Source organism: Kocuria cellulosilytica (assembly GCF_040981245.1).
Classification (GTDB): domain Bacteria; phylum Actinomycetota; class Actinomycetes; order Actinomycetales; family Micrococcaceae; genus Kocuria; species Kocuria cellulosilytica.
This window is the reverse complement of record NZ_JAVFWZ010000013.1, coordinates 1-20440: the sequence shown is the minus strand read 5'-3', so window position 1 is coordinate 20440 and position 20440 is coordinate 1. Positions and strand designations below refer to the sequence as shown.

Genomic DNA, 20440 nt, shown 5'->3' with positions numbered 1-20440 from the left:
AGTTGCAGGCACTGCTGAGCGATAGATCCCCGTGGTGGTATGACCGGCTTGTGCTGGTCGCATTGGGGTCTGCCGCTGGTGTGATGAGCGTGTGGAACCTCAGTGGAGCAGCCGACTACATGGATGACGAGGGAACCTACACCGCCCAAGCGTTCAGCGTGCTGGAGGGCGAGCTGGCGCCCTACACCTACTGGTACGACCACCCACCCCTGGGCTGGATCCAGCTCGGAGGCCTGGCATGGCTTCCGGACATGCTGGGCCTTGGCGACGGCTCCTTCATAGGGACCACGCGATATGCCATCGCACCGTTCTTCGTGGCCACCGCCCTGCTGATCTACCTCATCGCTCGACGCCTGGACATCCACCGCGCGTTCGCAGCACTGGGCGTCGCGGTGTTCATCTTCTCCCCGCTTTCACTGGTGTTCGGACGCAGCGTGTATCTGGACAACATCGGGGCGACCTGGTTGCTCCTGGCCTTTTGGATGGCGATATCGCCACGCACTGCCTTGTGGCACCACATCGGTGCCGGTCTTTTCTTCGCCTTGGCCGTGCTCTCCAAGGAAACACTCGCCCTTTTCGGCCCGGCTCTGATGATTGCACTGCTGAACAGGCCGTCCTGGGCCAACCGAAAGTTCTCCATCGTAGGTTTTCTTGCCGTCGGCGGAATCGTGCTCGGTTTCTACCCTTTGACGGCAATACTGCGGGGCGAATTGGTCCCCGGCCCTGACCACGTGTCATTGCAGGAGGCGCTGGAGTACCAGCTCATGAACCGTTCAGGTTCTGGTTCGATCTGGGATGCCGACTCCAACGCAGCCGAACACCTGCGTGGTTGGCTAAATTTCGACACTCATATCATCGTTGCCGGTCTACTGGCCGGATTGTTCTGCCTGATGCAACGCAATACCCTCTGGATCACGGTGGTCCTGGCCTTTGCGGCTCTGCCAGTGGTATCGGGGCGAGGCTATCTGCCGGCCATGTACATCGCCGCGATTCTGCCCTTCTTGGCGCTCAGTCTGAGTGCTGGCCTCAACATCGCGTGGGGGTGGCTTGCGAAGTCCATGGCCTACTTCGGACCCGAGGCTCGGTCCTCGCCGCGGCAGTTCGGAGCGACCTATCTTGCCGTGGGCCTCCTCGTAATGACGGGTCCGCAGTGGTTTGGACCGAACAAGGTTCTGCTGACGCAGGAAGCCAACAACGACTGGACCACGACGTTGCAGTGGGTCAAGACCAACGTGCCACGGGAGGACACCGTCGTGGTGCCCTATGTCATGTGGAAAGACCTCAGCTCTGCGGGCAGGAACGATCCGTGGACGGTGGTGGCCACCGAAAAGGTGGATCTGGATGTGGAGTTCCTCATCGAGAACCCGCGGGGCTCAGCCGACATCGAGTGGGTCGTTGTAGGGCCCTTTACGAGAGCGGCCATTGAAAGCCACGGGCTCACCATGGTCAGCCAGGCTCTGGAGAACTCCGTGGAAGTCAAGACCGTCGGCGCATGGAGCGTGCACCGCATTGAGCTCGATTAGATCCATCTGATCAACCCGGTCCATACGGAACGACCGGCGTCGTGTGCGAGGGGAAGAACAACATGGAACTGTCCATCATCGTGCCCACCTTCAATGAGGCACCGAACATCGCCGAATTTGTCCGCAGGACGGAAGCGGCTTGCCTGGGGATCGATGCCGAGATCGTTTTCGTGGACGACTTCCACGACGCCACCCCACAAGCGATTCTGAACGTGGCGTCAGGTTCTGCCATGCCGGTGCGTCTCATCCATCGTGAAGTTCCGACCGGAGGCCTGAGCGGGGCCGTCATCGCGGGCATCCGGTCCAGCGAGGCGGTCTACGCCCTGGTGATGGACGGGGACCTTCAGCACCCACCCGAGATGATCCCCGTCATCCTGGCACGCTTGCAGGAGTCCGGCGCGGACGTCGTGGTCGCCTCCAGGTACTGCGTCAACGGAGGCAGCGCCGCTGGACTGTCCAATGGAACGCGGAGACTGGTCTCTTCCGGCTCTACGCTGCTCACCAGGAGCCTCTTCCCCGTGCGGCTGAAGGAGTGCAGCGATCCTATGACCGGATTTTTCGGTTTTCGCCGCTCGACAGTACAGGTGGACTGCCTGAAACCCACCGGGTTCAAGATCCTGCTGGAAATTTTAGCCCGCAACAGCCTGCGCGTCGTGGAAGTGCCCTTCATCTTTGGGGAGCGGTTCGCCGGAGAGTCCAAGGCAACCTTGGGGGAAGGTATGCGCTTCATCCGCCAGCTGGGCAGTCTACGATTCGGCCGAATCGCCAGTTTCGGTCTCGTGGGCGCAATCGGGGCCGTGCTGAACTTGCTCATCATGGGTGTGCTTGTCTTCGCTGAAGTCCATTATGTGACGGCGGCCGTCATCGCGGCCGAGACCACCATCTTGACCAATTTCTTGATGCAGGAACGCATGGTGTTCCACGCTGACCGCGACAAGGCGCACCCAATACGCCGACGTTTTCTGCAGTCCTTCGGCTTCAACAATGTCGATGCGGCGGCCCGCCTTCCCGTCCTGTGGGCTCTGGTCGAGTACGGAGGCATGGCTAGTTTGGTCGCCCAAGCAGGGACCCTGGCGGTAGCCTTCCTGCTCCGCTATCTGTTCCATGCTCGGGTCGTCTACGGCGTGGCCCATGCTTCCCCGGTTTTCCAGGCCGCTGTCCATCAGTCCCGTTTCGGCGTGATTCCCGTCCCCAGGCGCCAGCAGGCAGACATGCCACCCGCATGAGATGGGAAATGAACCGTGTCGGTCAAGTTCCGAGGCGAAGTCACAGCCACAGAAGACACCCTTTCTCGCACATGCACAAGGACTATGCACAGCAAGTCGGAAAGCCGGTTGCAGCATGAACGCCACCATGGCACCCCCCGCACCTAGGCCGGGGCAGTCAGTCCCCGAACACAAGCCCCACCGCGAGCATCGACGTTGGTTCCCGCCGAACGGACATGACCGCGACAGGTGGGCCAGGTTTTTCCTGGCCAGATCCACCAGTTGGTACGACTGCTTGACCTTGGCCGCGCTGGGCACAGCCGCTGTGTTGATGAGCCTGTGGAACCTCAACGGAGCTGCGGTCCTTATGGAGGACGAAGGCACATACACGGCTCAGGCCTTCAGCGTGATGGAGGGTGAGCTCGCGCCCTACACCTACCGTTACGAACATCCGCCGCTCGGATGGATCCAGCTGGGCGCGCTGGCTTGGCTACCACACGCGCTGGGACTCGGTGACGGCACCTACATCGGCGCTACCCGCTATGCCATCACCCCGTTCTTCGTGGCCACTGCCCTGCTGATCTATCTCATCGCCCGCCGCCTGGACATCTACAGGCCCTTTGCAGCGTTGAGCACGGTGGTTTTCATCCTCTCGCCCTTGTCGCTCGTTTTCGGTCGACAGGTCTTTTTGGACAATGTCGGCATCCCCTGGTTGCTCCTGGCCTTTTGGATGACGATGTCTCCTCGCGCAGCATTGTGGCACCACATCTGGGCTGGAGCATTCTTCGCTCTCGCGGTGCTCTCAAAAGAGACCTTGGCCATATTCGGCCCTGCACTTCTCGTTGCGCTACTGAACAGACCTATGTGGTCCAATCGCCGGTTTTCCGTCGTGGGTCTCCTGGCCGTCGGCGGTGTGGTAATCAGCTTCTATCCCCTCATGGCGATCCTGTCCGGCGAGCTGTGGGCCAGATCTGACCGAGTATCCCTTCAGGACGCTTTGGCATACCATTTCATGGACCGTTCGGGATCCGGCTCGATCTGGGACTCCGAATCCGACCGCTTCGATCTGCTCAATGGTTGGCTGTATTACGACGAGTATCTCGTCGGGGCTGGCGCTGTCGCCGGCCTGATATGCCTCGCGCAGCGCAGGACCGCGTGGATCATGGTCGCCGTTGCTTCCTTTACGGTGCCGATTGTGGCCGGCATCGGTTATTTGCCGGGTATGTACATCATCGGCGTCCTGCCCTTTTTGGCCTTGGCGATCGGGGCCTCTCTGGACCTGCTCTGGAGATGGATGGAGAAACACACGATTGCTTTGGGGGCGCCGACCCGACTTTGGGTCCAACTCACCGCCGCGCTCTGTATCGCCGCCGGTCTCGTGCTGATGGCGGTTCCACAGTGGTTGGAGCAGAACAGGATGATCTTGACCCGTGAAGCCAATAGGGATTGGGCCAGCACACTGCAGTGGGTCGCGAACGAGATACCGCCGAAGGACACCGTCCTGGTGCCTGCCGTCATGTGGAAAGAACTCCACGCCGACAAGAGCAGCGGCACGTGGACGGTGGTACCGACTGAGAAAGCGGACCTGGACCCACAGTTCTTGATCGAGCACCCCCAAGGCGCGGATGCCATCGACTGGATCGTCGTGGGACCCCATACTCGGAAGTCGATCGACAGCCTCGACCTGGACATGGCAGGCGAGGCCTTGGAGAATTCCGTGCCGGTGCGAACGATCGGCGATTGGAGCGTGCACCGAGTGCAGAACGAATGAGAGGGGGCTCCACCCTACCGGTGGCTTCGCCCTGTCTGTCAGCCTTGAGTGAGGCACCAGGAGAGTCCTGATCAGTGTCTCGAGGGCGGGGGGTGCCTCTATGGTTTTCGTCAAGCGGCCAGTGCTACCGGTGATGGGGTCTGGGGCTGGGTGGGGTCTTGGTAGAGGGTGCCGTCGCGCAGCATCGCGTACAGGACGTCGGTCCGTCGGCGGGCCAGGGCGATGATCGCCTGGTTGTGGCGTTTGCCCTGGGCTCGTTTCCGGTCGTAGTAAGCCCGTGACGAGGCATGGTGGAGCGAGGCGAAGGCCGAGAGGAACAGCGCCCGATTCAGTCTCTTGTTCCCGTCCCTGGGGGCGTGTTCGCCGCGGACCGAGGTTCCCGACCGTCTCGTGACGGGGGCGATCCCGGCGTAGGAGGCCGGGTGCCCGGCATCTCGGAACTCCTTGCCGACGACCTCGGTGAGGATCCTCGCGGCGGTCCTGACCCCTACCCCGGGCATCGAGGTCAGGACCTCGGAAAGAGGGTGGGCCTCCACCAGGGCCTCGACCTGCGCGGCGACCTGCGCCCGCTGCGTGGTGAGAGAGGCCAGCTGCCCGGCCAGGATCGGGACCACGGTGGCAGCGGCCTCGGTGCCGGCGACCACGACGGTCTGCTGCTCCAGAGCGTCGAAGATCTCTCCAGTGAGGGGCTCGGCCAATCGCGGGGCGTGCTTCTTCAGTCTCGCCCGCACGTGGCCGCGCCCGGCCGCGGCCAGCTTTCCTGGGGTCGGGTAGCGGCTCAGCAGATCGGCGACCGCCGGGTGGGTGACCCGCGGCCCCAGCACCCGTTCCAGTGCCGGGTGGATCTGGGTGAGCATGCCTCGCAGCCGGTTCGAGGTCGCGGTGATCTGGGCGGCGAGGTCGTCGTCGAAGCCGGCCAGTACGGCCAGTTCGGCGATCTGGGCCTCGTCGACCCGGATGTTGCGCAGGGTGTGCGGCATGGTCCGGGCCGCCTCGGCGATGATGGCCGCGTCGCGGGCGTCGGTCTTGGCCGTGCCCGGGTGCAGGTCAGCGATCGAAACGCATTGCCAGCCCGGGCAGATAGGCCACCTGTACGCCGTTGGTGGCTTGGGCGACGGCCACCGGCAGCGCCCCGATGGTGGCCGGCTGATCCACGACCATCAGCACCGGCCCGTGCTCGGCGGCCAGCTCCTCGAGAATGGCCCGCAGCCGGGCCTCGTCGTTGGGCAGGGCCTTGTCATAGACCGTCTTCCCGGCCGCTGTCACGCCCACCGCGTGGTGGTCGGACTTGCCGACGTCGAGGCCGACGAACACCGCCGGCAGTGGTCGCTCCGACAAGGACCCATCCCTTCTGCTGCGCTGGCATCTGCGCGTGCTGGCCGGCCGGGGAGGTGGTCACGCTCGGCATCCATCTTACGAAGGTCCCCCAAGAAGTTCTCGCCTCTACCAGCGATCCGTGACCAACGGACCGGCCCTCGGTGACAACACCGCCTTCGATCATGGGTGACTGGGGGCAAACGATGATGCCGGCAACCGGCCGGCCAACACCCCTCCATCCTGCGGGACGGATGGGTCACGAGAAAGGTAACGGGAGTTCCCCTGAGGACCAGGGCAGTGACGCAGGCGGCCGGTTCCGGGCAGGCTGGAGCAATGAACGATGTTCCCGATCCCGAGGTCCCCGAGCGGGCGCGCCTGGCGGACCTACACCGCGAAGTACAAGCGCGACGTGCTCGCCGAGTACGAAGCCTGTGACCGTGCCGGCAAGGGCTCCCTGTTGCGCCGGGAGGGTCTGTACACCTCGCTGATCAGCTCCTGGCGCGACCAGCGCGATGCAGGGACCCTGGAGGCGCTGGGCAGGTCCTCGGGCCCGGCCCCGGCCGATCCTGCCGCCCGGGAGGCAGTCCGGTTGCGGAAGGAGAACCAGCGCCTGGTCGAGGAACTGGAGACGGCCAAGTGGGTGGTCGAGGTACAGGGAAAACTTTCGGCTCTGCTGGAGCAGTTCTCGACCGGCAGCAGCAGCGACGACGAAGCACCCCGATCCCCCGAGCCTGCCCGGGATCGCCTGGTTCGGGTCTGTCCAGTTATCGGCTCTGTCGCACATTCGGTGGTGGTGCGGCTCCTCGACGGTTGGTTCATGCTTGCGGGCTTCTCATGATGGGGCATGGTTGATGCGAAAGCGCTGATCGAAATGGCACAACCACCGAGCTTCGCTGGTGTAGCCGCCCAGGGCTTGCAACACTGCCAGCGTGACCAGCTGAAGCGTCGGTGATCCGCGGGGCGATCCCGGTCGATGGGCGGGCCGGGGCGAGTTCGGGATGGGGCTTCAACAGCTCATTCGCGCTCACGTACAGTGCGGTGGCGAGGGTATCCAGATCGGCGTCCAGGAAAACCTCCAGGGTCGCGTTGGGTAGCAATGCCGATTTTTGGCACCCTCGCCCTATTCCGCCAGACCCCTTGTAACCACTCATTTAGGCGGCGTCCAACTTGTCCACCTCCACGCCCTGGAGGCGTAGCTTCTTGTAGTGGGTGTTGCGCACGGCCAGCAGGGAGCCGCCGATGACGGCGGCGATCGCCGAGCCGGTGAGGATTCCAACCTTCGCGTGGTCGTTGTGCGGGCTGCCGGTGCCGAAGCTCAGCTCCGCCACGAGCAGCGAGACGGTGAAGCCGATGCCGGCGACCAGGGCGAGGCCGCCCAGGTCCAGCCAGGTGTAGTCGTCGTCCTTCGTGGCCGGGGTGAACCGGTCCATCAGCCAGGCGGCACCGAAAATGCCGACCAGCTTGCCGACCACCAGGCCCAGCACGATACCGATCGCCACGGGATCGGTCAGGGACTCCGCCACGCCGTTCGCTCCGCCCACGGCCACGCCGGCGGCGAAGAACGCGAACACCGGGATGGCCAGGCCGTTGGACAGCGGCCGGAAGCGGTGCTCGAGCATCGGGGCGAGGCCCAGCTCCGGGACGTCGCCGCGGATCACCCGGGGCTTCACGTGCAGCACCGGGACCATGAACCCGAGCAGCACGCCGGCGATGGTGGCGTGCACGCCGGCCTCGAGCACGAAGAGCCAGGTGAGCACGCCGATGGGCATGAGGATCACCCACGCGGCCCAGGGCCGGGTCAGGAAGAAGATCATGAAGCGCTGGGTGAGGTAGTAGAACAGGGCCAGGGGGACCAGGGCCAGCAGCAGGAACTGGCCCTGCACACCGTCGGTGTAGACGAAGGCGATGATGACGATCGCGATGAGGTCGTCCACCACAGCGAGGGTCAGCAGGAATGTGCGCATGGCCACGGGCAGCGATGCCCCGACCACGGCGAGCACCGAGACCGCGAAGGCGATGTCGGTGGCCGTGGGGATCGCCCAGCCGTCGATGGTGCTCGGGTCCGCGTTGTTGATCCGGTTGACGGCCACGTAGATCAGCGCCGGGACGATCACCCCGCCGAAGGCCGCCGCGATGGGGAGCATCGCCTTCTTGATGTTGCGCAGCTCGCCGTCCACGAACTCGGTCTTGAGCTCCAGTCCCACGAGGAAGAAGAAGATCGCCAGCAGACCCTCCGAGGCCCATTCGCCCACGGTGTGGTCCAGGCCCGGGAAGTCGATGCCGATGTGGGTGTCCCGCAGCGTGAAGTACCAGTCGCCCCCCGGGGTGTTGGCGAGCACCAGCGCGGACAGCATCGCGACCAGCAGCAGCACGCCCCCCACCAGGTCCTTGCGGAGGAAGTTGCCCAGCCCGGGCCCGTGCTCGTCCTTCTCGACTGCGCTCACGGTCGGACTCCTGTTCGTCATCGGAAAAAACAGGGTCAGTCTACGACTGCGCCGGGGGCGCGCAGACCATTCCGCCGGGAAAGACGTGCAGAGGCTTCAGTGGGGCAGTGGGGCAGTGGGGCAGTGGGCCAGCGGGTCAGTGGCTCAGCGGCCGGCGAGCCACGCCTCGGCCTCCTGGGACTGCAGGGACAGGGCCTTGCCGATGAACGGCTCGGCGGCCTCGGCGACCATCTTGCCCACGAACGGGATGTTGGCCTTCACCACGCAGTGCACGTGCACGTCGGTGGCCTCGCCCTGCGGGGTGAGGGTCTGGGTCGCGGAGCCGGAGACCGGCAGGGCGGCCACGGAGATCTCGGTGCGCACCACGCGGATCCCGTCGGCGTCGGCGGTGGAATAGGTGTCCACCTGGGTGAGCTGCACCGAGGAGCCCACGAACTTCCGGGCCATCTCGGGCAGCCGGTCCGCGGCCATGTTGCGCACCGTGGTCACGGCGAACTGGGCCTCGACGTCCCCGGCGACCTCCACCGACTCCAGGGTGGCCCCGGCCCGGTGGGTCACGTGCCGGATGAACTCCTCGTCGGAGAAGGTCACCACGACCTGGTCGACGGGCGCGGGGACGGTGGTGGAGGCGGTGACGGCCATGGAGGGCTCCTCGGGACGGCGGACGGGCAGCGGCGGTTGCGTGCCCCCATGGTAGGCGGGCGCCCGGCCTCAGGGACGTGGGCACCGGGTCCCGGAGGCCGGGCGCTGCGCCGCGGGGCCTCCGGGCCGTGGGCAGTGAGCCCAGCATTCCGGGCCCTGCGCTGCGGGGCCTCCGCTCCGGACCCGGGCCCTGTCGGGGCCCGGGAGTAAGCTGGGACCCGCGAACGTTGGCTCCGACAGCCTCTGTGCTCCACCAGCACCCCACTCAGCGTCCCAGGAGACTGCTTCCCCATGACCTTGTCCGGACTGCTCGCCGCCCTCGGGGCGGAGCGCTCCTTCGCCAATCTCCGCACCCAGGCCGGCCTGCCGCCGGGGGAGCGCAGCGCCGAGACCGTGATCAGCGCCCCGGACGGGATGCGCGCGGTGCTCACCGCCCAGTTGCGCGGCTCCCTCGACGACGCCCCGGCTCCGGCCGACGACCGCGCCCCGGTGCTGCTGGCCGTGACCGCGACCGGCCGCGAGTCCGAGGACCTCGCCGCGGCGCTGGGCGCGTACCTGCCGGGGGAGGAGGTCGCGGAGTTCCCGGCCTGGGAGACCCTGCCGCATGAGCGGCTCTCGCCGCGCTCCGACACCGTGGGCCGCCGCCTCGACGTGCTGCGCCGGCTGGCCGGCCGGGACCCCGAGCGCCCGCTGCGGGTGCTGACGGCCCCGGTCCGCTCCGTGCTCCAGCCCGTCGTCGAAGGCCTGGGGGACATGGACCCCGTGCGCTTCGCCCGCGGGGAGGAGCTCGACTTCGACACCGCCGTGAGCGCGCTCGCCGAGGCCGCCTACGCCCGGGTGGACATGGTCACCCGGCGCGGGGAGTTCGCCGTGCGCGGCGGGATCATCGACGTCTTCTCCCCGGTCGAGGACCACCCGGTGCGCATCGAGTTCTTCGGGGACGAGGTCGACGAGCTGCGCTGGTTCGCCGTCGCCGACCAGCGCACCTTGACCACGGGGGACCACCCGGACCGGCTCGTGGCCCCGCCGTGCCGCGAGGTGCTCATCACCCCGTCCGTGATGTCCCGGGCCGCGAAGCTCAAGGACTCCCTGCCCGGGGCCGAGTCGATGCTCGAGCGGATCGCCGGCGGCATCTACGTGGAGGGCATGGAGTCCCTGGCGCCCCTGCTCGTGGACGGCATGGTGCCGATGCTCTCCCTGCTCCCGCCCGGCTCCCTCGTGGTGGTCATGGAGCCCGAGAAGGTCCGCACGCGCGCCCACGACCTCGTGGCCACCAACGAGGAGTTCCTCCTCGCCGCCTGGGACTCCGCCTCGGACGGGCAGTCCGCGCCCATCGACATCAGCTCCGCCGAGCAGGCCGTCCGGGCCGACGACGGCGAAGGGCGCACCCTGGCCTCCGGGTCCTTCCAGACCCTCGCCGAGGCCCGGGCCACCGCGCTGGGCACCGGTCTCGGCTGGTGGGCCGTGACCGCGCTCAACGTCAACGCGGTGGCCGGCCAGGACGTGGACGCCGACACCGCCGCGGAGGACATCGCGCTGATCGACTCGGACGCCGACACCCTCACCGTGGCCGCCCGGGACCCGCTGGGCTTCCACGGCGACGTCGAGGCGATGCTCGAGTTCCTGCAGGGACGGGTGGCCGACGGCTGGCGCGTCGTCGCCGTCACCGAAGGGCCCGGCCCCCTGGCCCGGATCGCGGAGCTGCTGCACGAGGCCGGGATCCCGGCCGCCCGCCGCGAGTCCCTCGCCGAGGAGCCGCAGCCCGGGATCGTGGAGCTCACCACCGCCGTGGCCGGCAAGGGCTTCGCCCTGGACGGTCCGCAGATCGTGCTGCTCACCGAGGCGGACCTGCTGGGCAAGGCCAGCCCGTACACCACCAAGGACATGCGCAAGCTCCCCGTGCGGCGCAAGCGCAACGCCGTGGACCCCCTGGCGCTGAGCCAGGGCGACTTCGTGGTGCACGAGCAGCACGGCATCGGCCAGTTCGTGGAGCTCATCCAGCGACCCATCGCCGGGGCGATGATCAAGCCCGGGCAGCCGAAGCCCGTGCGCGAGTACCTGGTGCTCGAGTACGCGCCGTCCAAGCGCAACGGCCCGCGGGACCGGCTGTTCGTGCCCACCGACCAGCTCGACCAGGTCACCAACTACGTGGGCGGTGAGACCCCGACCCTGTCCAAGATGGGCGGGACGGACTGGAACAAGACCAAGCGCGCCGCCAAGAAGGCCGTCCGGGACATCGCCAACGAGCTGATCCGGCTGTACTCGGCGCGGATGGCCTCCCGCGGCCACGCCTTCGGGGAGGACACCCCGTGGCAGCGCGAGCTCGAGGAGGCGTTCCCCTACATCGAGACTCCGGACCAGCTGACCACCATCGACGAGGTCAAGGCGGACATGGAGCGCGAGGTCCCCATGGACCGGCTGATCTCCGGGGACGTGGGCTACGGCAAGACCGAGGTGGCCGTGCGCGCGGCGTTCAAGGCCGTCCAGGACGGCAAGCAGGTCGCCGTGCTCGTGCCCACCACGCTGCTGGCCCAGCAGCACGCCGAGACGTTCACCGAGCGGTTCTCCGGCTTCCCCGTGCGCCTGGCCGCACTCTCCCGGTTCCAGACCGCGAAGGAGACCAAGGAGACGCTCGCCGGGCTCAGGGACGGGACGATCGACGTGGTGATCGGCACCCACCGGCTGCTGTCCAAGGAGGTCCAGTTCAAGGACCTCGGCCTGGTGGTCATCGACGAGGAGCAGCGCTTCGGCGTGGAGCACAAGGAGAAGCTCAAGGCGATGCGCACCAACGTGGACGTCCTGGCGATGTCCGCGACCCCGATCCCGCGCACCCTCGAGATGTCGTTGACCGGCATCCGCGAGACCTCCACCCTTGCCACCCCGCCGGAGGAGCGCCACCCCGTGCTCACCTACGTGGGCGCCTACACCGACAAGCAGGTCTCCGCCGCCGTGCGGCGCGAGCTCATGCGCGAAGGCCAGGTGTTCTACATCCACAACCGGGTGTCCTCGATCGAGCGCAAGGCCAAGGAGATCGCCGAGCTCGTGCCCGAGGCGCGGATCGCCGTGGCGCACGGGCAGATGTCCGAGTCACGGCTCGAGCAGATCATCGTGGACTTCTGGGAGAAGAAGTTCGATGTCCTGGTGTGCACCACCATCGTGGAGACCGGACTGGACATCGCCAACGCCAACACCCTGATCGTCGACGGCGCGGACCGCTACGGGCTCTCGCAGCTCCACCAGCTGCGCGGGCGCGTGGGCCGTGGCCGGGAGCGGGCCTACGCCTACTTCCTGTACCAGGCGGAGAAGCCGCTCTCCGAGACGGCGCTGGAGCGGCTCAAGGCCGTCGCCGCCCACAACGAGCTCGGTGCCGGCATGCAGCTGGCCGTCAAGGACCTCGAGATCCGCGGCGCCGGCAACCTGCTGGGCGGGGAGCAGTCCGGGCACATCGCCGGGGTGGGCTTCGACATGTACCTGCGCCTGGTGGGGGAGGCCGTCGCCGAGTACCGCGGCGAGGAGGACGAGCGGCCCACCGAGATGAAGATCGAGCTGCCGGTCAACGCCTACCTGCCGCACGACTACGTCCCGGGGGAGCGGCTGCGCCTGGAGGCCTACCGCAACCTCGCCAACGCCGCCACCGAGGAGGCGATCGAGGAGGTCGCCGCCGAGCTCGTGGACCGCTACGGCGAGGTGCCCGAGCCCGTGCAGAACCTGCTCGAGGTCGCCCGGTTCCGGGTGGCCGCCCGCGCCGCCGGCCTCACCGACGTCGCCGCCCAGGGCAACATGGTCCGCTTCGCCCCGGCCGATCTCCCCGAGTCCCGGCAGATGCGGCTCACCCGCCTCTACCCGGGCGCGCAGCTCAAGACGGTGCCCGGCACCGACACCTCCCAGGTGCTGATTCCCAAGCCCAAGACCGAGCGGATCGGCGGCAAGGACCTCGTGGACGGCGCGGTGCTCGCGTGGGCGCGCGGCGTGGTCGAGTCGGTCTTCGCTAAGGAGCCGGCCACGGCCTGAGCCGCCACCGGGACAGCGGCGGCCGGTCCGGATCGCGGAACGTGCGAAGGCCCCCTCCCGGTGCGGGAGGGGGCCCTCGAGACGACAGGTGGTGCTGCCGGCGAGGTGCTACTCGGTGGCCTTGCCGTACTTGTCGTGGTGGTGGACGGCGGCGGTGCGGGCGTCGCGCTCGCGGGCGTCCCGCGGGCCGTCGTCGAACGCGGCGGCGGTGCGGTCCACGCCGGGCACCTCGGTGGTCGAGGGGACGTCCATGGCGACGGTGCGCCCGCCCTCGGCCCTCTTCGCCGTGCTGGACTGCAGGAGGCCCACCGGCACGAGCAGCGCCAGGGTGTAGAGGCCCAGGCCGATGAACCAGACCAGGGGACTGTTGGGGTAGCTGGCGAAGGCGATGAAGCTGCCGATCATGATGGCCATGCAGGCCACCAGGAAGAGCAGGTTGTTGACCGTGCGTCCCTGGCCGGAGTGCGAGCGCACGGTGGCGTTGCTGCCGCCGCTCCGGCCGGTCGACGCTCCGGTCGCGGACGTGCTGGTGGACGACGGAGCTCTGTTGGCCATGGTTCCCATCCTTCTGGCGATCTGGGGGGCGGCCGGCCACGGGCGGGCCGCGATGCATTCGCGTCCAGTCTAGTCGTTTGGGCCGACACCCCGGACCCTCCCCGTGCGCACCGGCGACTCTCGCCGGGAACGCGCACGGCCCCCGCCCGCGGGTCGCGGAAGGGGGCCCGTGCGTCGTCGTGCGGGCCGGGCTACTGGGTCGCCTTGCCCAGGGTGTCGTCCTTGTGCTCCGAGCGGACCTCGGCGTCCCGGGCGCCGATGTCCCTCGGGCGGTCCGGGAAGCTCTCGGCGGTGGTGGGGGTGCCGGCGACCTCCGTGGTCGGGGGGACGTCCATGGCGAGGGTGCGCCCGCCCTCGGCCCTCTTCGCCGTGCTCGTCTGCAGGATGCCCACCGGCACGAGCAGGGCCAGGGCGTAGAGGCCCAGGCCGATGATCCAGACGAGGGGGCTGTTCGGGTAGCTCGCGAAGGCGATGAAGCTGCCGATCATGATGGCCATGCACAGCACGAGGAAGACGAGGTTGTTGACCGTGCGGCCCTGGCCCGAGTGGGAGCGGACGGCGGCGCCGCCGCTGCGAGCGCGGGGCGAGGCGTCCTCCGAGACGCTGGTGGACGACTGGGCTCGGTTGGCCATGGTTCCAATCCTTCTGGCGGTGGGAGGCGGCCGGTCACGGGCGGCCGCGGAGGCGTTCGCGGTCAGTCTAGTCGCTCGGGCGCGGCCCGCCGGGGTGCGGCCCGCGGGGCGCGGCGGGCTCAGCCGAGCAGCGCGGGCCCGCTGCTGGCGCCGATCCGGGAGGCGCCGGCCTCGATCATCGCCAGGGCGTCCTCGCGGGTGCGGATCCCGCCGGAGGCCTTGACGCCGATGTCCGGGCCCACGGTCTCCCGCATCAGCCGGACGTCCTCCACGGTGGCCCCGGCGGTCGAGAAGCCGGTGGAGGTCTTCACGAAGTCCGCGCCGGCGGCCACGGCGGCCTGGCAGGCGAGGACCTTCTGCTCGTCGCTGAGCAGGCACGTCTCGATGATCACCTTGAGCCGGGCCCCGCCCCGGTGGGCGGCCTCGGCGACGGCGCGCACGTCCGCCTCGACCCGCTCGCGCTCGCCCGCGCGGGCGGCGGCGATGTCGATGACCATGTCGATCTCGTCCGCCCCGGCGGCCACGGCCGTGGCGGTCTCGAACGCCTTGACCTCCGTGGCGGAGGCGCCCAGCGGGAAGCCGACCACCGCGCAGGTCAGCACGTCGCTGCCCGCCAGCTGCTCCCGCACGAAGGAGGTCCACACCGGGTTGGTGCACACCGAGGCGAAGCCGTACTGCCTGGCCTCCGCGCACAGGGTGGCGATCTGCTCGCGGGACACCTCCGGCTTGAGCAGCGTGTGGTCGACGTAGGAGGCGAGCTGAGGGGTGGTCACGGGCGGCCTTTCGACGGGTCGGGCGGGTCGCGCCCAGCCTACCGGCCGCCTTGGCCGGACCCGGGGGAGCGTCGGCCGGAGGACCCGGTGGCACGCTCGGTGCGCGGACCGTGACCGTTCCGTCACCATTACATCAGGAAAGTGTTCGCTAATCCGGCGGGGAGTGCTACATTCAGTGCACGGCGAACCAAGGTCCGCCTGACCTGCGACGACGGCGGTGGCCGAACGGTCGCAGGGGTGCGTCGGGGTACCCCCGGTTCCCCTGACCCCCGCCCCGGCGCGCCCCCGCAATCGTCCTGACCCGTGGCGAGCCGGCGAACGACTGCGCGCCGGTGGAACGGCTCCCGTACCACGGTCGCCATGCCGACAACCGGGGCGTGCCGCCAGGGCACCCGTGACGTCTCCAGCACCGAGCACCCGCCGCGTCCAGCGGCGGCCGGAGCGGCTACCGAGCGTCGTCGCCGGTGTCCGTGCCGGCCAGGGCCTCCGTGAGCTGCTTGAGCATCGCGCCCATCCGGAACCGTTCGGGCACGAGCGGGTCGATCCCGAGCTCGAGCAGCGGCGCGGCCGTCACGGGCCCCACGGTCGCGGCGAGCATCCCACGGCGGAACGCGGCCAGCAGCTCCTCGTGCAGCCCCAGCTCCTCCGCCGTGCTGAACAGCGCGTCCACGGCCGGGGCGGCGGTGAACGTCACGGCGTCCACCCGCCCGGCCGCGGCCTCGCGCACGAGCACCGGGACCTGCCCGGCGTCGTCGGCGGGAGCCCAACGGTAGGGGGTCACGGTGAGCACCCGGGCCCCGGCGTCGGTGAGCCGGCGGCGCTGGACCGCGTCCGCGATCCCGTGCAGCTGCAGGCCGACGGTGCGCCCGGTCAGGTCGCCGCCGTGCTCGGCCAGCACCAGGTCCACGAGCCCGGCGGTGGTCTCGTCGGCGGACATGCCGGCGTCCTCGAGGCCCAGGCCGCGCACCGCGCCGCGGCCCTTGGGCCCGCGCACGTAGACGGCGGCCTCGCGCAGGCACAGCAGCAGGTCGGCGTCGAAGCCCTGGGCCACCGCGGCGTCGTGCCAGCGCCGCAGCCCGTAGCCGGTGGTGAGCAGCACCAGGTCGGGACGGGCGTCGAACATCGCCCGGGACGCGGCCGCGAGCCCGGCGTCCTCGCCGACCGGCTCCACGCGCAGGGCGGGGGCGTGCAGCACGCGGGCGCCGCGGCGCTCGAGTGCTGCGATCTGGTCCTCGGAGCGGCGGTGCGCGGTCACGCCCACCACCCGTCCGGCCAGGGGCAGGTCCTCAGCAGCCATGGGCGGTGACCTCCGCGAGGAACGCGTCCCGCTCGGCGGTCGCCAGGCGGACCACGGGGCCCACGACGACGACGGCGGGCGAGCCGCAGCCCGCCGCCGCGGTGTCCGCGACCGCGTCGGTGAGGGTGGTGATCGTGGAGCGCTGCCGGTCGGTGAAGCCGCGCTCCACCACCGCGAGCGGGGTGCGGGGATCGGCGCCGTTGCGGACCAGCCCGGCCACGAGGTGGGGGAGGGTGGCCACGCCCATGAGCACCACGAGCGTGCCCCCGCCCGCGCCGAGGCCGGCGAAGTGGGCGAGCTCCGCCTCGGAGAACGGCACGTGCCCGGAGGCGACCGTGAACATCCGGGACACCTCGCGGAAGGTCACCGGGATCCCGGCCGCGCCCGGCACCGAGACCGCGCTGGTGATCCCTGGGACCACGTCCACCGGGATGCCGTGGGCGGCGCACGCGGCGAGCTCCTCGGCGCCGCGGCCGAAGACGTAGGGGTCCCCGCCCTTGAGCCGGACCACCGAGCGTCCGGCCAGGGCGTGCTCCACCATGAGGTCCTGGATCCGCGACTGGGGGACCGGGTGGTGGCCGGGGGTCTTGCCCACCGGGACGATCTCGGCGCCGGGGGCCGCGGCCGCCACCGCACCCGAGGGCGCGAGCCGGTCGACGAAGACCACGTCGGCGTCCTGCAGGGCCGCCACGGCGCGCACGGTGAGCAGGTCGTCCGCGCCCGGGCCTCCACCGACCAGGGTCACACGGCCCCCGGTGCGGGCCGCGGGCTCCTGCACCACGGGCACCCGGGCGCCGGCGGCGCGCAGCGCCTCGCGCCAGCGCTGCGCCGCCGGGCCGACGACCACGGCGAGCGCGACGCCCACCAGGTCCGCCGGGCCGAGCAGCGCGGGCTCGGCCACGGAACGGACGGCGGCACCGGCCGCCTCGTAGCGGTGCCGGGCGCGCCGGGTCTGGTCCGGGGCGCCGAGGACGAGCACCGGGACGTCGGTGAGGTCGGCGGTCAGCAGCATGCGGTCCTCCAGGGGGCGGGCGGGGGGTCGTGCGTCCCTACCAGGATGCGGCACGCGTGTTACAGCACGGTTGCGCCCGTGACGCCGCATGACGCGGGCGTCCTTCCCCGGGCCCCGCTCGTAGGCTGGGGGCCATGACGAGAACCGAGCCCCCCGTCCTGCTCGCCTGCGCCCACGGCACCCGCTCCCCGGCCGGGCGCACCGCCGTGCAGCGCCTTGTGGACGCCGTGGCCGCCGAACTGCCGGACGTCGAGGTCGTGCCCACCTGGGTGGACGTGCAGACCCCGGACCTCGCCGAGCGCACCGAGCAGCACGCCGGGCGCCCGGCCGTGGTGGTCCCGCTGCTGCTCTCCGCCGGCTACCACGTCTACGTGGACGTGGCCGAGGCGGTGGCCGCCGACGACCTGCACCGCGTCTCGGCCGCCCTGGGCCCGGACCGGGCGCTCGCCCGGTTGCTCGCCCGGCGGGTGCACGAGGCGTGCGCGGCCGCCGGGACGCCGCTGGGGGAGCACGACGCCGTGGTGCTGGCGACGGCCGGGTCCTCGGACCGCCGCGCGGTGGCCGACTGCGCCACGGTGGCGGAGCAGCTGGCCGAGGAGCTGTCCCGGCCCGTGACCGTGTCCTACCTGGCCGCCGCGCGCCCCCGCGTGGCCGAGGCGGTGGCGGACGCCCGGGCCGGCCTGGCGGAGGAGGGCCGCGTCGTCGTCGCCAACTACCTGCTGGCCCCCGGCTACTTCCTGGACCTGTCGCGGAAGGCGGGCGCGGACGTGGACACCGAGCCGCTGGCCGTGTCCGAGGGGGAGGTCCCGCCCGAGCTCGTGGACGTGGTGGTCTCCCGCTACCGCTCGGTGGCTTGAGCCGACCGAGGTTGAAAGAGGATGCGGTTCTTGATTGACGTCAACCCTTCAGCTCGTAGACGTGCCAGACCTGTTCCCCTCCCCACGCCGGCGCTCTGAACGGCTCCGTGACGAGTCTGTAGCGTGGACTGTCTTGCACGGCCTGCCGAAGGACGGCTATTTGAGGATCCTCCGCGGAGCTGCCGGCGCTGTCCGCGGACCACACGAACATCTCGTACGTCCCATCCTCCACGGACTGCCGTATCGCCTCGGGGCTGCTCGCAGCGATGTTGTAGTGGGGCACCCACTGGATCTCCGGATGCTCGTCCCAGGTGTGGTACCTGAGCGGATATGCCTGCGTTGAAAGATACATGCCAGCTTCTGGGTTCTCGGCCATGACGACCGCAACCACTGGTTCCACGTTCGGCCACTGGTACATCCCGCCAGCGCGCGACGTTCCGGAAACGAGCATCACAACCATGAGAGCCGCCAGGAGCATCATGTGCATCGTCGACTTTGCAAGATACGCCAGCGACCGGCCCGCCAGCGGTGCCAGGAACAAGGCTGAGTAGGCCAGATGCTTTTCGAAAGACACGGATTCTCCCAGATGTAGGTGGCTCAGCACTAGCGCGAATGCACCTGTGAATAACAACAAAACAAGGAGAGCGGACCGCAGCGATCGAATCAAGGAGTAACCGCCGACCAGTGCAAGTAAGGTCAGTAGGCCGATGTCCCGGGCAAAGTACCCGGCCAGCTGCGAATTTGGGGTCGGGTTCAACACCTCGCGACTGGCAGTGGTGAGGACGATACCGTCATGGACTTCTCTGCCCCAGAGGCCGTAGAGAAGACCGATTGCTACCGCCGTCACCAACGCGGCGGTCAAGAACCGGACTAAGCGATTTCTGCCCGTCTGTCGGCCGGCTGCTACCAGAACCATGGCCAGTACCACGGGTAGGAAGACAGCACTTGTGTACTTGACGACTGTTGCCGCGGCAAGCGCGAGACCCACCAGCACCGCCGAGCTGCGCGACGTTTGCGTCACCGCAAGCCGCAGTGCCACTGACAGCAGCATAAGGCAGAGGGCGTCGAAGGTGGCCAAGGCGGAGAGAAACACTACCGGACCCGTCACCGCGAAGGCGAAGCCGGTAAGGTCCCCGGCTCTCTGACTGAATACATGGGCGGCGGTGGCCCGAGTGCTGAGCATCGCTACCACGATGCAAGCCATGCTGAAACTTCGCACCAGCTCCAGCCCTCCGATGCGGTCCAGGAACCCGGCCAGCAACGGGTAGGCCAATGGGGCTCCGGAGAAGAAAACACCGTAGTCGGGTGCCACAACGCCGGTTTGCCAGTGTGCAAGGAGATCCTTGCCCGCTTGGATGTAGAGAGCCTCGTCCTCGAACGCCGTATTGCCGAGGTTCAGAGAGAGGAGTACTTGGAGGAAGACCAGCAACGGTACGGCCAGGCGTTGCATCCATCGGCGCGTCAGAGGGCCAAGGCGGGAAGGAGCGAGTTCGGCTCCAGCCGCTCGTGCCGCGGGTCTCTCTGCCGGACATGCCATCCCAGATGTACTCACGTGTCAATTTCCTTGCTTCGGTTCCAGATCCTCGCCAAAGGGCCGCTGGTTGCTCCGTCGGAAGCAGATCGGGGCGACTCGACCGGATCTGCGTCCGTTGTCCCGTGAACGACGAGTTCGTCGCGGTGTAGGTGGAGGGATGCGTTTGCGGGTGTCGTGAGAACACCGGTGCATTTGTCATGGAGAGGCTTGGGCAGCAGGTGGCGCCATGGGCGGTGCACACGGCAGCACCTTTCCGTGCTGGTCCGCGGCTGCGGGGGGCATTCCATGGTCGTCCGGTTCGTCATCCTGATCCTTGTGCATCGCGAGCGATGAAGAGATGGCAGAGTTGCGACGCTCCGAGCATGGCATGCCCATCGATTCCAAGCCGAGGTGTCAATGGCTCTCACGGACGATGAACTGCGCGTTGTCATGCCCGGGTGCCTCAGCTCCGGTGATTTCGTGTGCTTGACCCAAACGGTGTCTTGTTCCAGCGAGGTTTGGAGAAGCAAGGACCTGGCCGCTGGCATGGCTGTCGTGCGTTCGACCAACGCCCGAGATCGCCCGACCAAGAATGTGAATATGCATTTCTATAGTCTTTGCATCGGCAATGTCCTGGCATGGAGAGCTACGTGCTGGCGAATCCACGCGTTCCTTTTGCCGCCGTCGCGGTTCGAGCGGTCGGCAGGGATTTGGTGTGTTCCCTTCAATATTTGTGGAGTCTCTGCCATTTCTTGGATCCGTGACGCTGTATTGCACGATGGATGCGAGTGATGGCAGGCCGATGTAGGCCGAGGCGGCGGCCATCAGGTCCATGTCGCCGATGAACGCCTGGTAGTTCTGCCCGAGGATCACCACGGCGCACAGCAC

General features: G+C 68.6%; 15 protein-coding genes and 2 pseudogenes. 6 read left to right on the top strand and 11 right to left on the bottom strand.

From position 1 onward, the window contains the following. Positions 1 to 83: 83 nt before the first annotated feature. The 3 genes from RCG67_RS15680 to RCG67_RS15670 all read left to right on the top strand — a co-directional run bounded on the left by RCG67_RS15680 (position 84) and on the right by RCG67_RS15670 (position 4499). A complete protein-coding gene (locus tag RCG67_RS15680) occupies positions 84 to 1523 on the top strand; it encodes an ArnT family glycosyltransferase (RefSeq protein WP_368827606.1) in 1440 nt (479 codons plus the stop codon). 62 nt (positions 1524 to 1585) lie between these two features. Further along, a complete protein-coding gene (locus RCG67_RS15675) occupies positions 1586 to 2749 on the top strand; it encodes a glycosyltransferase (RefSeq protein ID WP_368827604.1) in 1164 nt (387 codons plus the stop codon). A 310-nt stretch (positions 2750 to 3059) separates the two neighbouring features. Further along, a complete protein-coding gene (locus RCG67_RS15670; protein ID WP_368827603.1) occupies positions 3060 to 4499 on the top strand; it encodes a glycosyltransferase family 39 protein in 1440 nt (479 codons plus the stop codon). Between the two features lie 110 nt (positions 4500 to 4609). On the opposite strand, the pseudogene RCG67_RS15665 reads toward RCG67_RS15670, so the two are convergent. Then, positions 4610 to 5907 (bottom strand): annotated as a pseudogene (locus tag RCG67_RS15665) (IS110 family RNA-guided transposase). Between the two features lie 249 nt (positions 5908 to 6156). On the opposite strand from RCG67_RS15665, the gene RCG67_RS15660 reads away from it, so the two are divergent. Continuing rightward, positions 6157 to 6654 carry a hypothetical protein gene (locus RCG67_RS15660; protein WP_368827601.1) on the top strand — a complete coding sequence of 166 codons (498 nt, stop codon included), beginning with the start codon at positions 6157 to 6159 and terminating at the stop codon, positions 6652 to 6654. Positions 6655 to 6672: 18 nt separating this feature from the next. On the opposite strand, the pseudogene RCG67_RS17645 reads toward RCG67_RS15660, so the two are convergent. The 3 genes and pseudogenes from RCG67_RS17645 to RCG67_RS15650 form a co-directional block, all read right to left on the bottom strand. Beyond that, positions 6673 to 6883 (bottom strand): annotated as a pseudogene (locus tag RCG67_RS17645) (IS982 family transposase); the annotation flags it as partial. Positions 6884 to 6967: 84 nt separating this feature from the next. Beyond that, a complete protein-coding gene (nhaA, locus tag RCG67_RS15655) occupies positions 6968 to 8260 on the bottom strand; it encodes a Na+/H+ antiporter NhaA (protein ID WP_368827600.1) in 1293 nt (430 codons plus the stop codon). Positions 8261 to 8404: 144 nt separating this feature from the next. Beyond that, complete coding sequence (locus tag RCG67_RS15650) at positions 8405 to 8902, bottom strand: DUF2505 domain-containing protein (protein ID WP_368827599.1); 498 nt, start codon at positions 8900 to 8902, stop codon at positions 8405 to 8407. A 291-nt stretch (positions 8903 to 9193) separates the two neighbouring features. On the opposite strand from RCG67_RS15650, the gene mfd reads away from it, so the two are divergent. Continuing rightward, complete coding sequence (gene mfd / locus RCG67_RS15645; RefSeq protein WP_368827597.1) at positions 9194 to 12913, top strand: transcription-repair coupling factor; 3720 nt, start codon at positions 9194 to 9196, stop codon at positions 12911 to 12913. A gap of 108 nt (positions 12914 to 13021) precedes the next feature. Here mfd and RCG67_RS15640 read toward each other — a convergent pair whose 3' ends face one another. The 5 genes from RCG67_RS15640 to cobA all read right to left on the bottom strand — a co-directional run bounded on the left by RCG67_RS15640 (position 13022) and on the right by cobA (position 17182). After that, on the bottom strand, positions 13022 to 13468 hold the full coding sequence (locus RCG67_RS15640; protein WP_368827595.1) for a hypothetical protein: 447 nt from the start codon (positions 13466 to 13468) through the stop codon (positions 13022 to 13024). A gap of 191 nt (positions 13469 to 13659) precedes the next feature. Beyond that, positions 13660 to 14100, bottom strand: coding sequence for a hypothetical protein (locus tag RCG67_RS15635; protein ID WP_058873403.1), 441 nt, complete (start codon positions 14098 to 14100; stop codon positions 13660 to 13662). A gap of 119 nt (positions 14101 to 14219) precedes the next feature. Continuing rightward, positions 14220 to 14873 carry a deoxyribose-phosphate aldolase gene (gene deoC, locus RCG67_RS15630; RefSeq protein ID WP_368827594.1) on the bottom strand — a complete coding sequence of 218 codons (654 nt, stop codon included), beginning with the start codon at positions 14871 to 14873 and terminating at the stop codon, positions 14220 to 14222. Between the two features lie 445 nt (positions 14874 to 15318). Beyond that, positions 15319 to 16170, bottom strand: coding sequence for a uroporphyrinogen-III synthase (locus RCG67_RS15625; protein ID WP_368827592.1), 852 nt, complete (start codon positions 16168 to 16170; stop codon positions 15319 to 15321). Further along, entirely contained in the window at positions 16160 to 17182 is a 1023-nt protein-coding gene (cobA, locus tag RCG67_RS15620) for a uroporphyrinogen-III C-methyltransferase (protein ID WP_368827591.1), read from the bottom strand. Before cobA ends, RCG67_RS15625 begins: the two co-directional genes overlap by 11 nt. Before the next feature lie 134 nt (positions 17183 to 17316). Between cobA and RCG67_RS15615 the strand changes: the two genes are divergently transcribed. Further along, on the top strand, positions 17317 to 18039 hold the full coding sequence (locus tag RCG67_RS15615; RefSeq protein ID WP_368827589.1) for a sirohydrochlorin chelatase: 723 nt from the start codon (positions 17317 to 17319) through the stop codon (positions 18037 to 18039). Positions 18040 to 18079: 40 nt separating this feature from the next. On the opposite strand, the gene RCG67_RS15610 is transcribed toward RCG67_RS15615, so the two are convergent. Together RCG67_RS15610 and RCG67_RS15605 are read right to left on the bottom strand one after the other, a co-directional pair. Then, positions 18080 to 19468: an ArnT family glycosyltransferase gene (locus RCG67_RS15610; RefSeq protein WP_368827587.1), complete on the bottom strand. Its 1389-nt coding sequence runs from the start codon at positions 19466 to 19468 to the stop codon at positions 18080 to 18082. A gap of 498 nt (positions 19469 to 19966) precedes the next feature. Then, the coding region (locus RCG67_RS15605) for a hypothetical protein (protein ID WP_368827585.1) at positions 19967 to 20440 on the bottom strand (474 nt) is incomplete at its 5' end.

What these genes read in the sequence shown, in the direction of transcription:
- RCG67_RS15680 (WP_368827606.1), top strand. Translation starts at nt 84, where the DNA reads ATGAGCGTGTGGAACCTCAGTGGAGCAGCCGACTACATGGATGACGAG.
- RCG67_RS15675 (WP_368827604.1), top strand. Translation starts at nt 1,586, where the DNA reads ATGGAACTGTCCATCATCGTGCCCACCTTCAATGAGGCACCGAACATC.
- RCG67_RS15670 (WP_368827603.1), top strand. Translation starts at nt 3,060, where the DNA reads ATGAGCCTGTGGAACCTCAACGGAGCTGCGGTCCTTATGGAGGACGAA.
- RCG67_RS15660 (WP_368827601.1), top strand. Translation starts at nt 6,157, where the DNA reads ATGTTCCCGATCCCGAGGTCCCCGAGCGGGCGCGCCTGGCGGACCTAC.
- RCG67_RS15650 (WP_368827599.1), bottom strand. Translation starts at nt 8,902, where the DNA reads ATGGCCGTCACCGCCTCCACCACCGTCCCCGCGCCCGTCGACCAGGTC.
- mfd (WP_368827597.1), top strand. Translation starts at nt 9,194, where the DNA reads ATGACCTTGTCCGGACTGCTCGCCGCCCTCGGGGCGGAGCGCTCCTTC.
- RCG67_RS15640 (WP_368827595.1), bottom strand. Translation starts at nt 13,468, where the DNA reads ATGGCCAACAGAGCTCCGTCGTCCACCAGCACGTCCGCGACCGGAGCG.
- RCG67_RS15635 (WP_058873403.1), bottom strand. Translation starts at nt 14,100, where the DNA reads ATGGCCAACCGAGCCCAGTCGTCCACCAGCGTCTCGGAGGACGCCTCG.
- RCG67_RS15625 (WP_368827592.1), bottom strand. Translation starts at nt 16,170, where the DNA reads ATGGCTGCTGAGGACCTGCCCCTGGCCGGACGGGTGGTGGGCGTGACC.
- cobA (WP_368827591.1), bottom strand. Translation starts at nt 17,182, where the DNA reads ATGCTGCTGACCGCCGACCTCACCGACGTCCCGGTGCTCGTCCTCGGC.
- RCG67_RS15615 (WP_368827589.1), top strand. Translation starts at nt 17,317, where the DNA reads ATGACGAGAACCGAGCCCCCCGTCCTGCTCGCCTGCGCCCACGGCACC.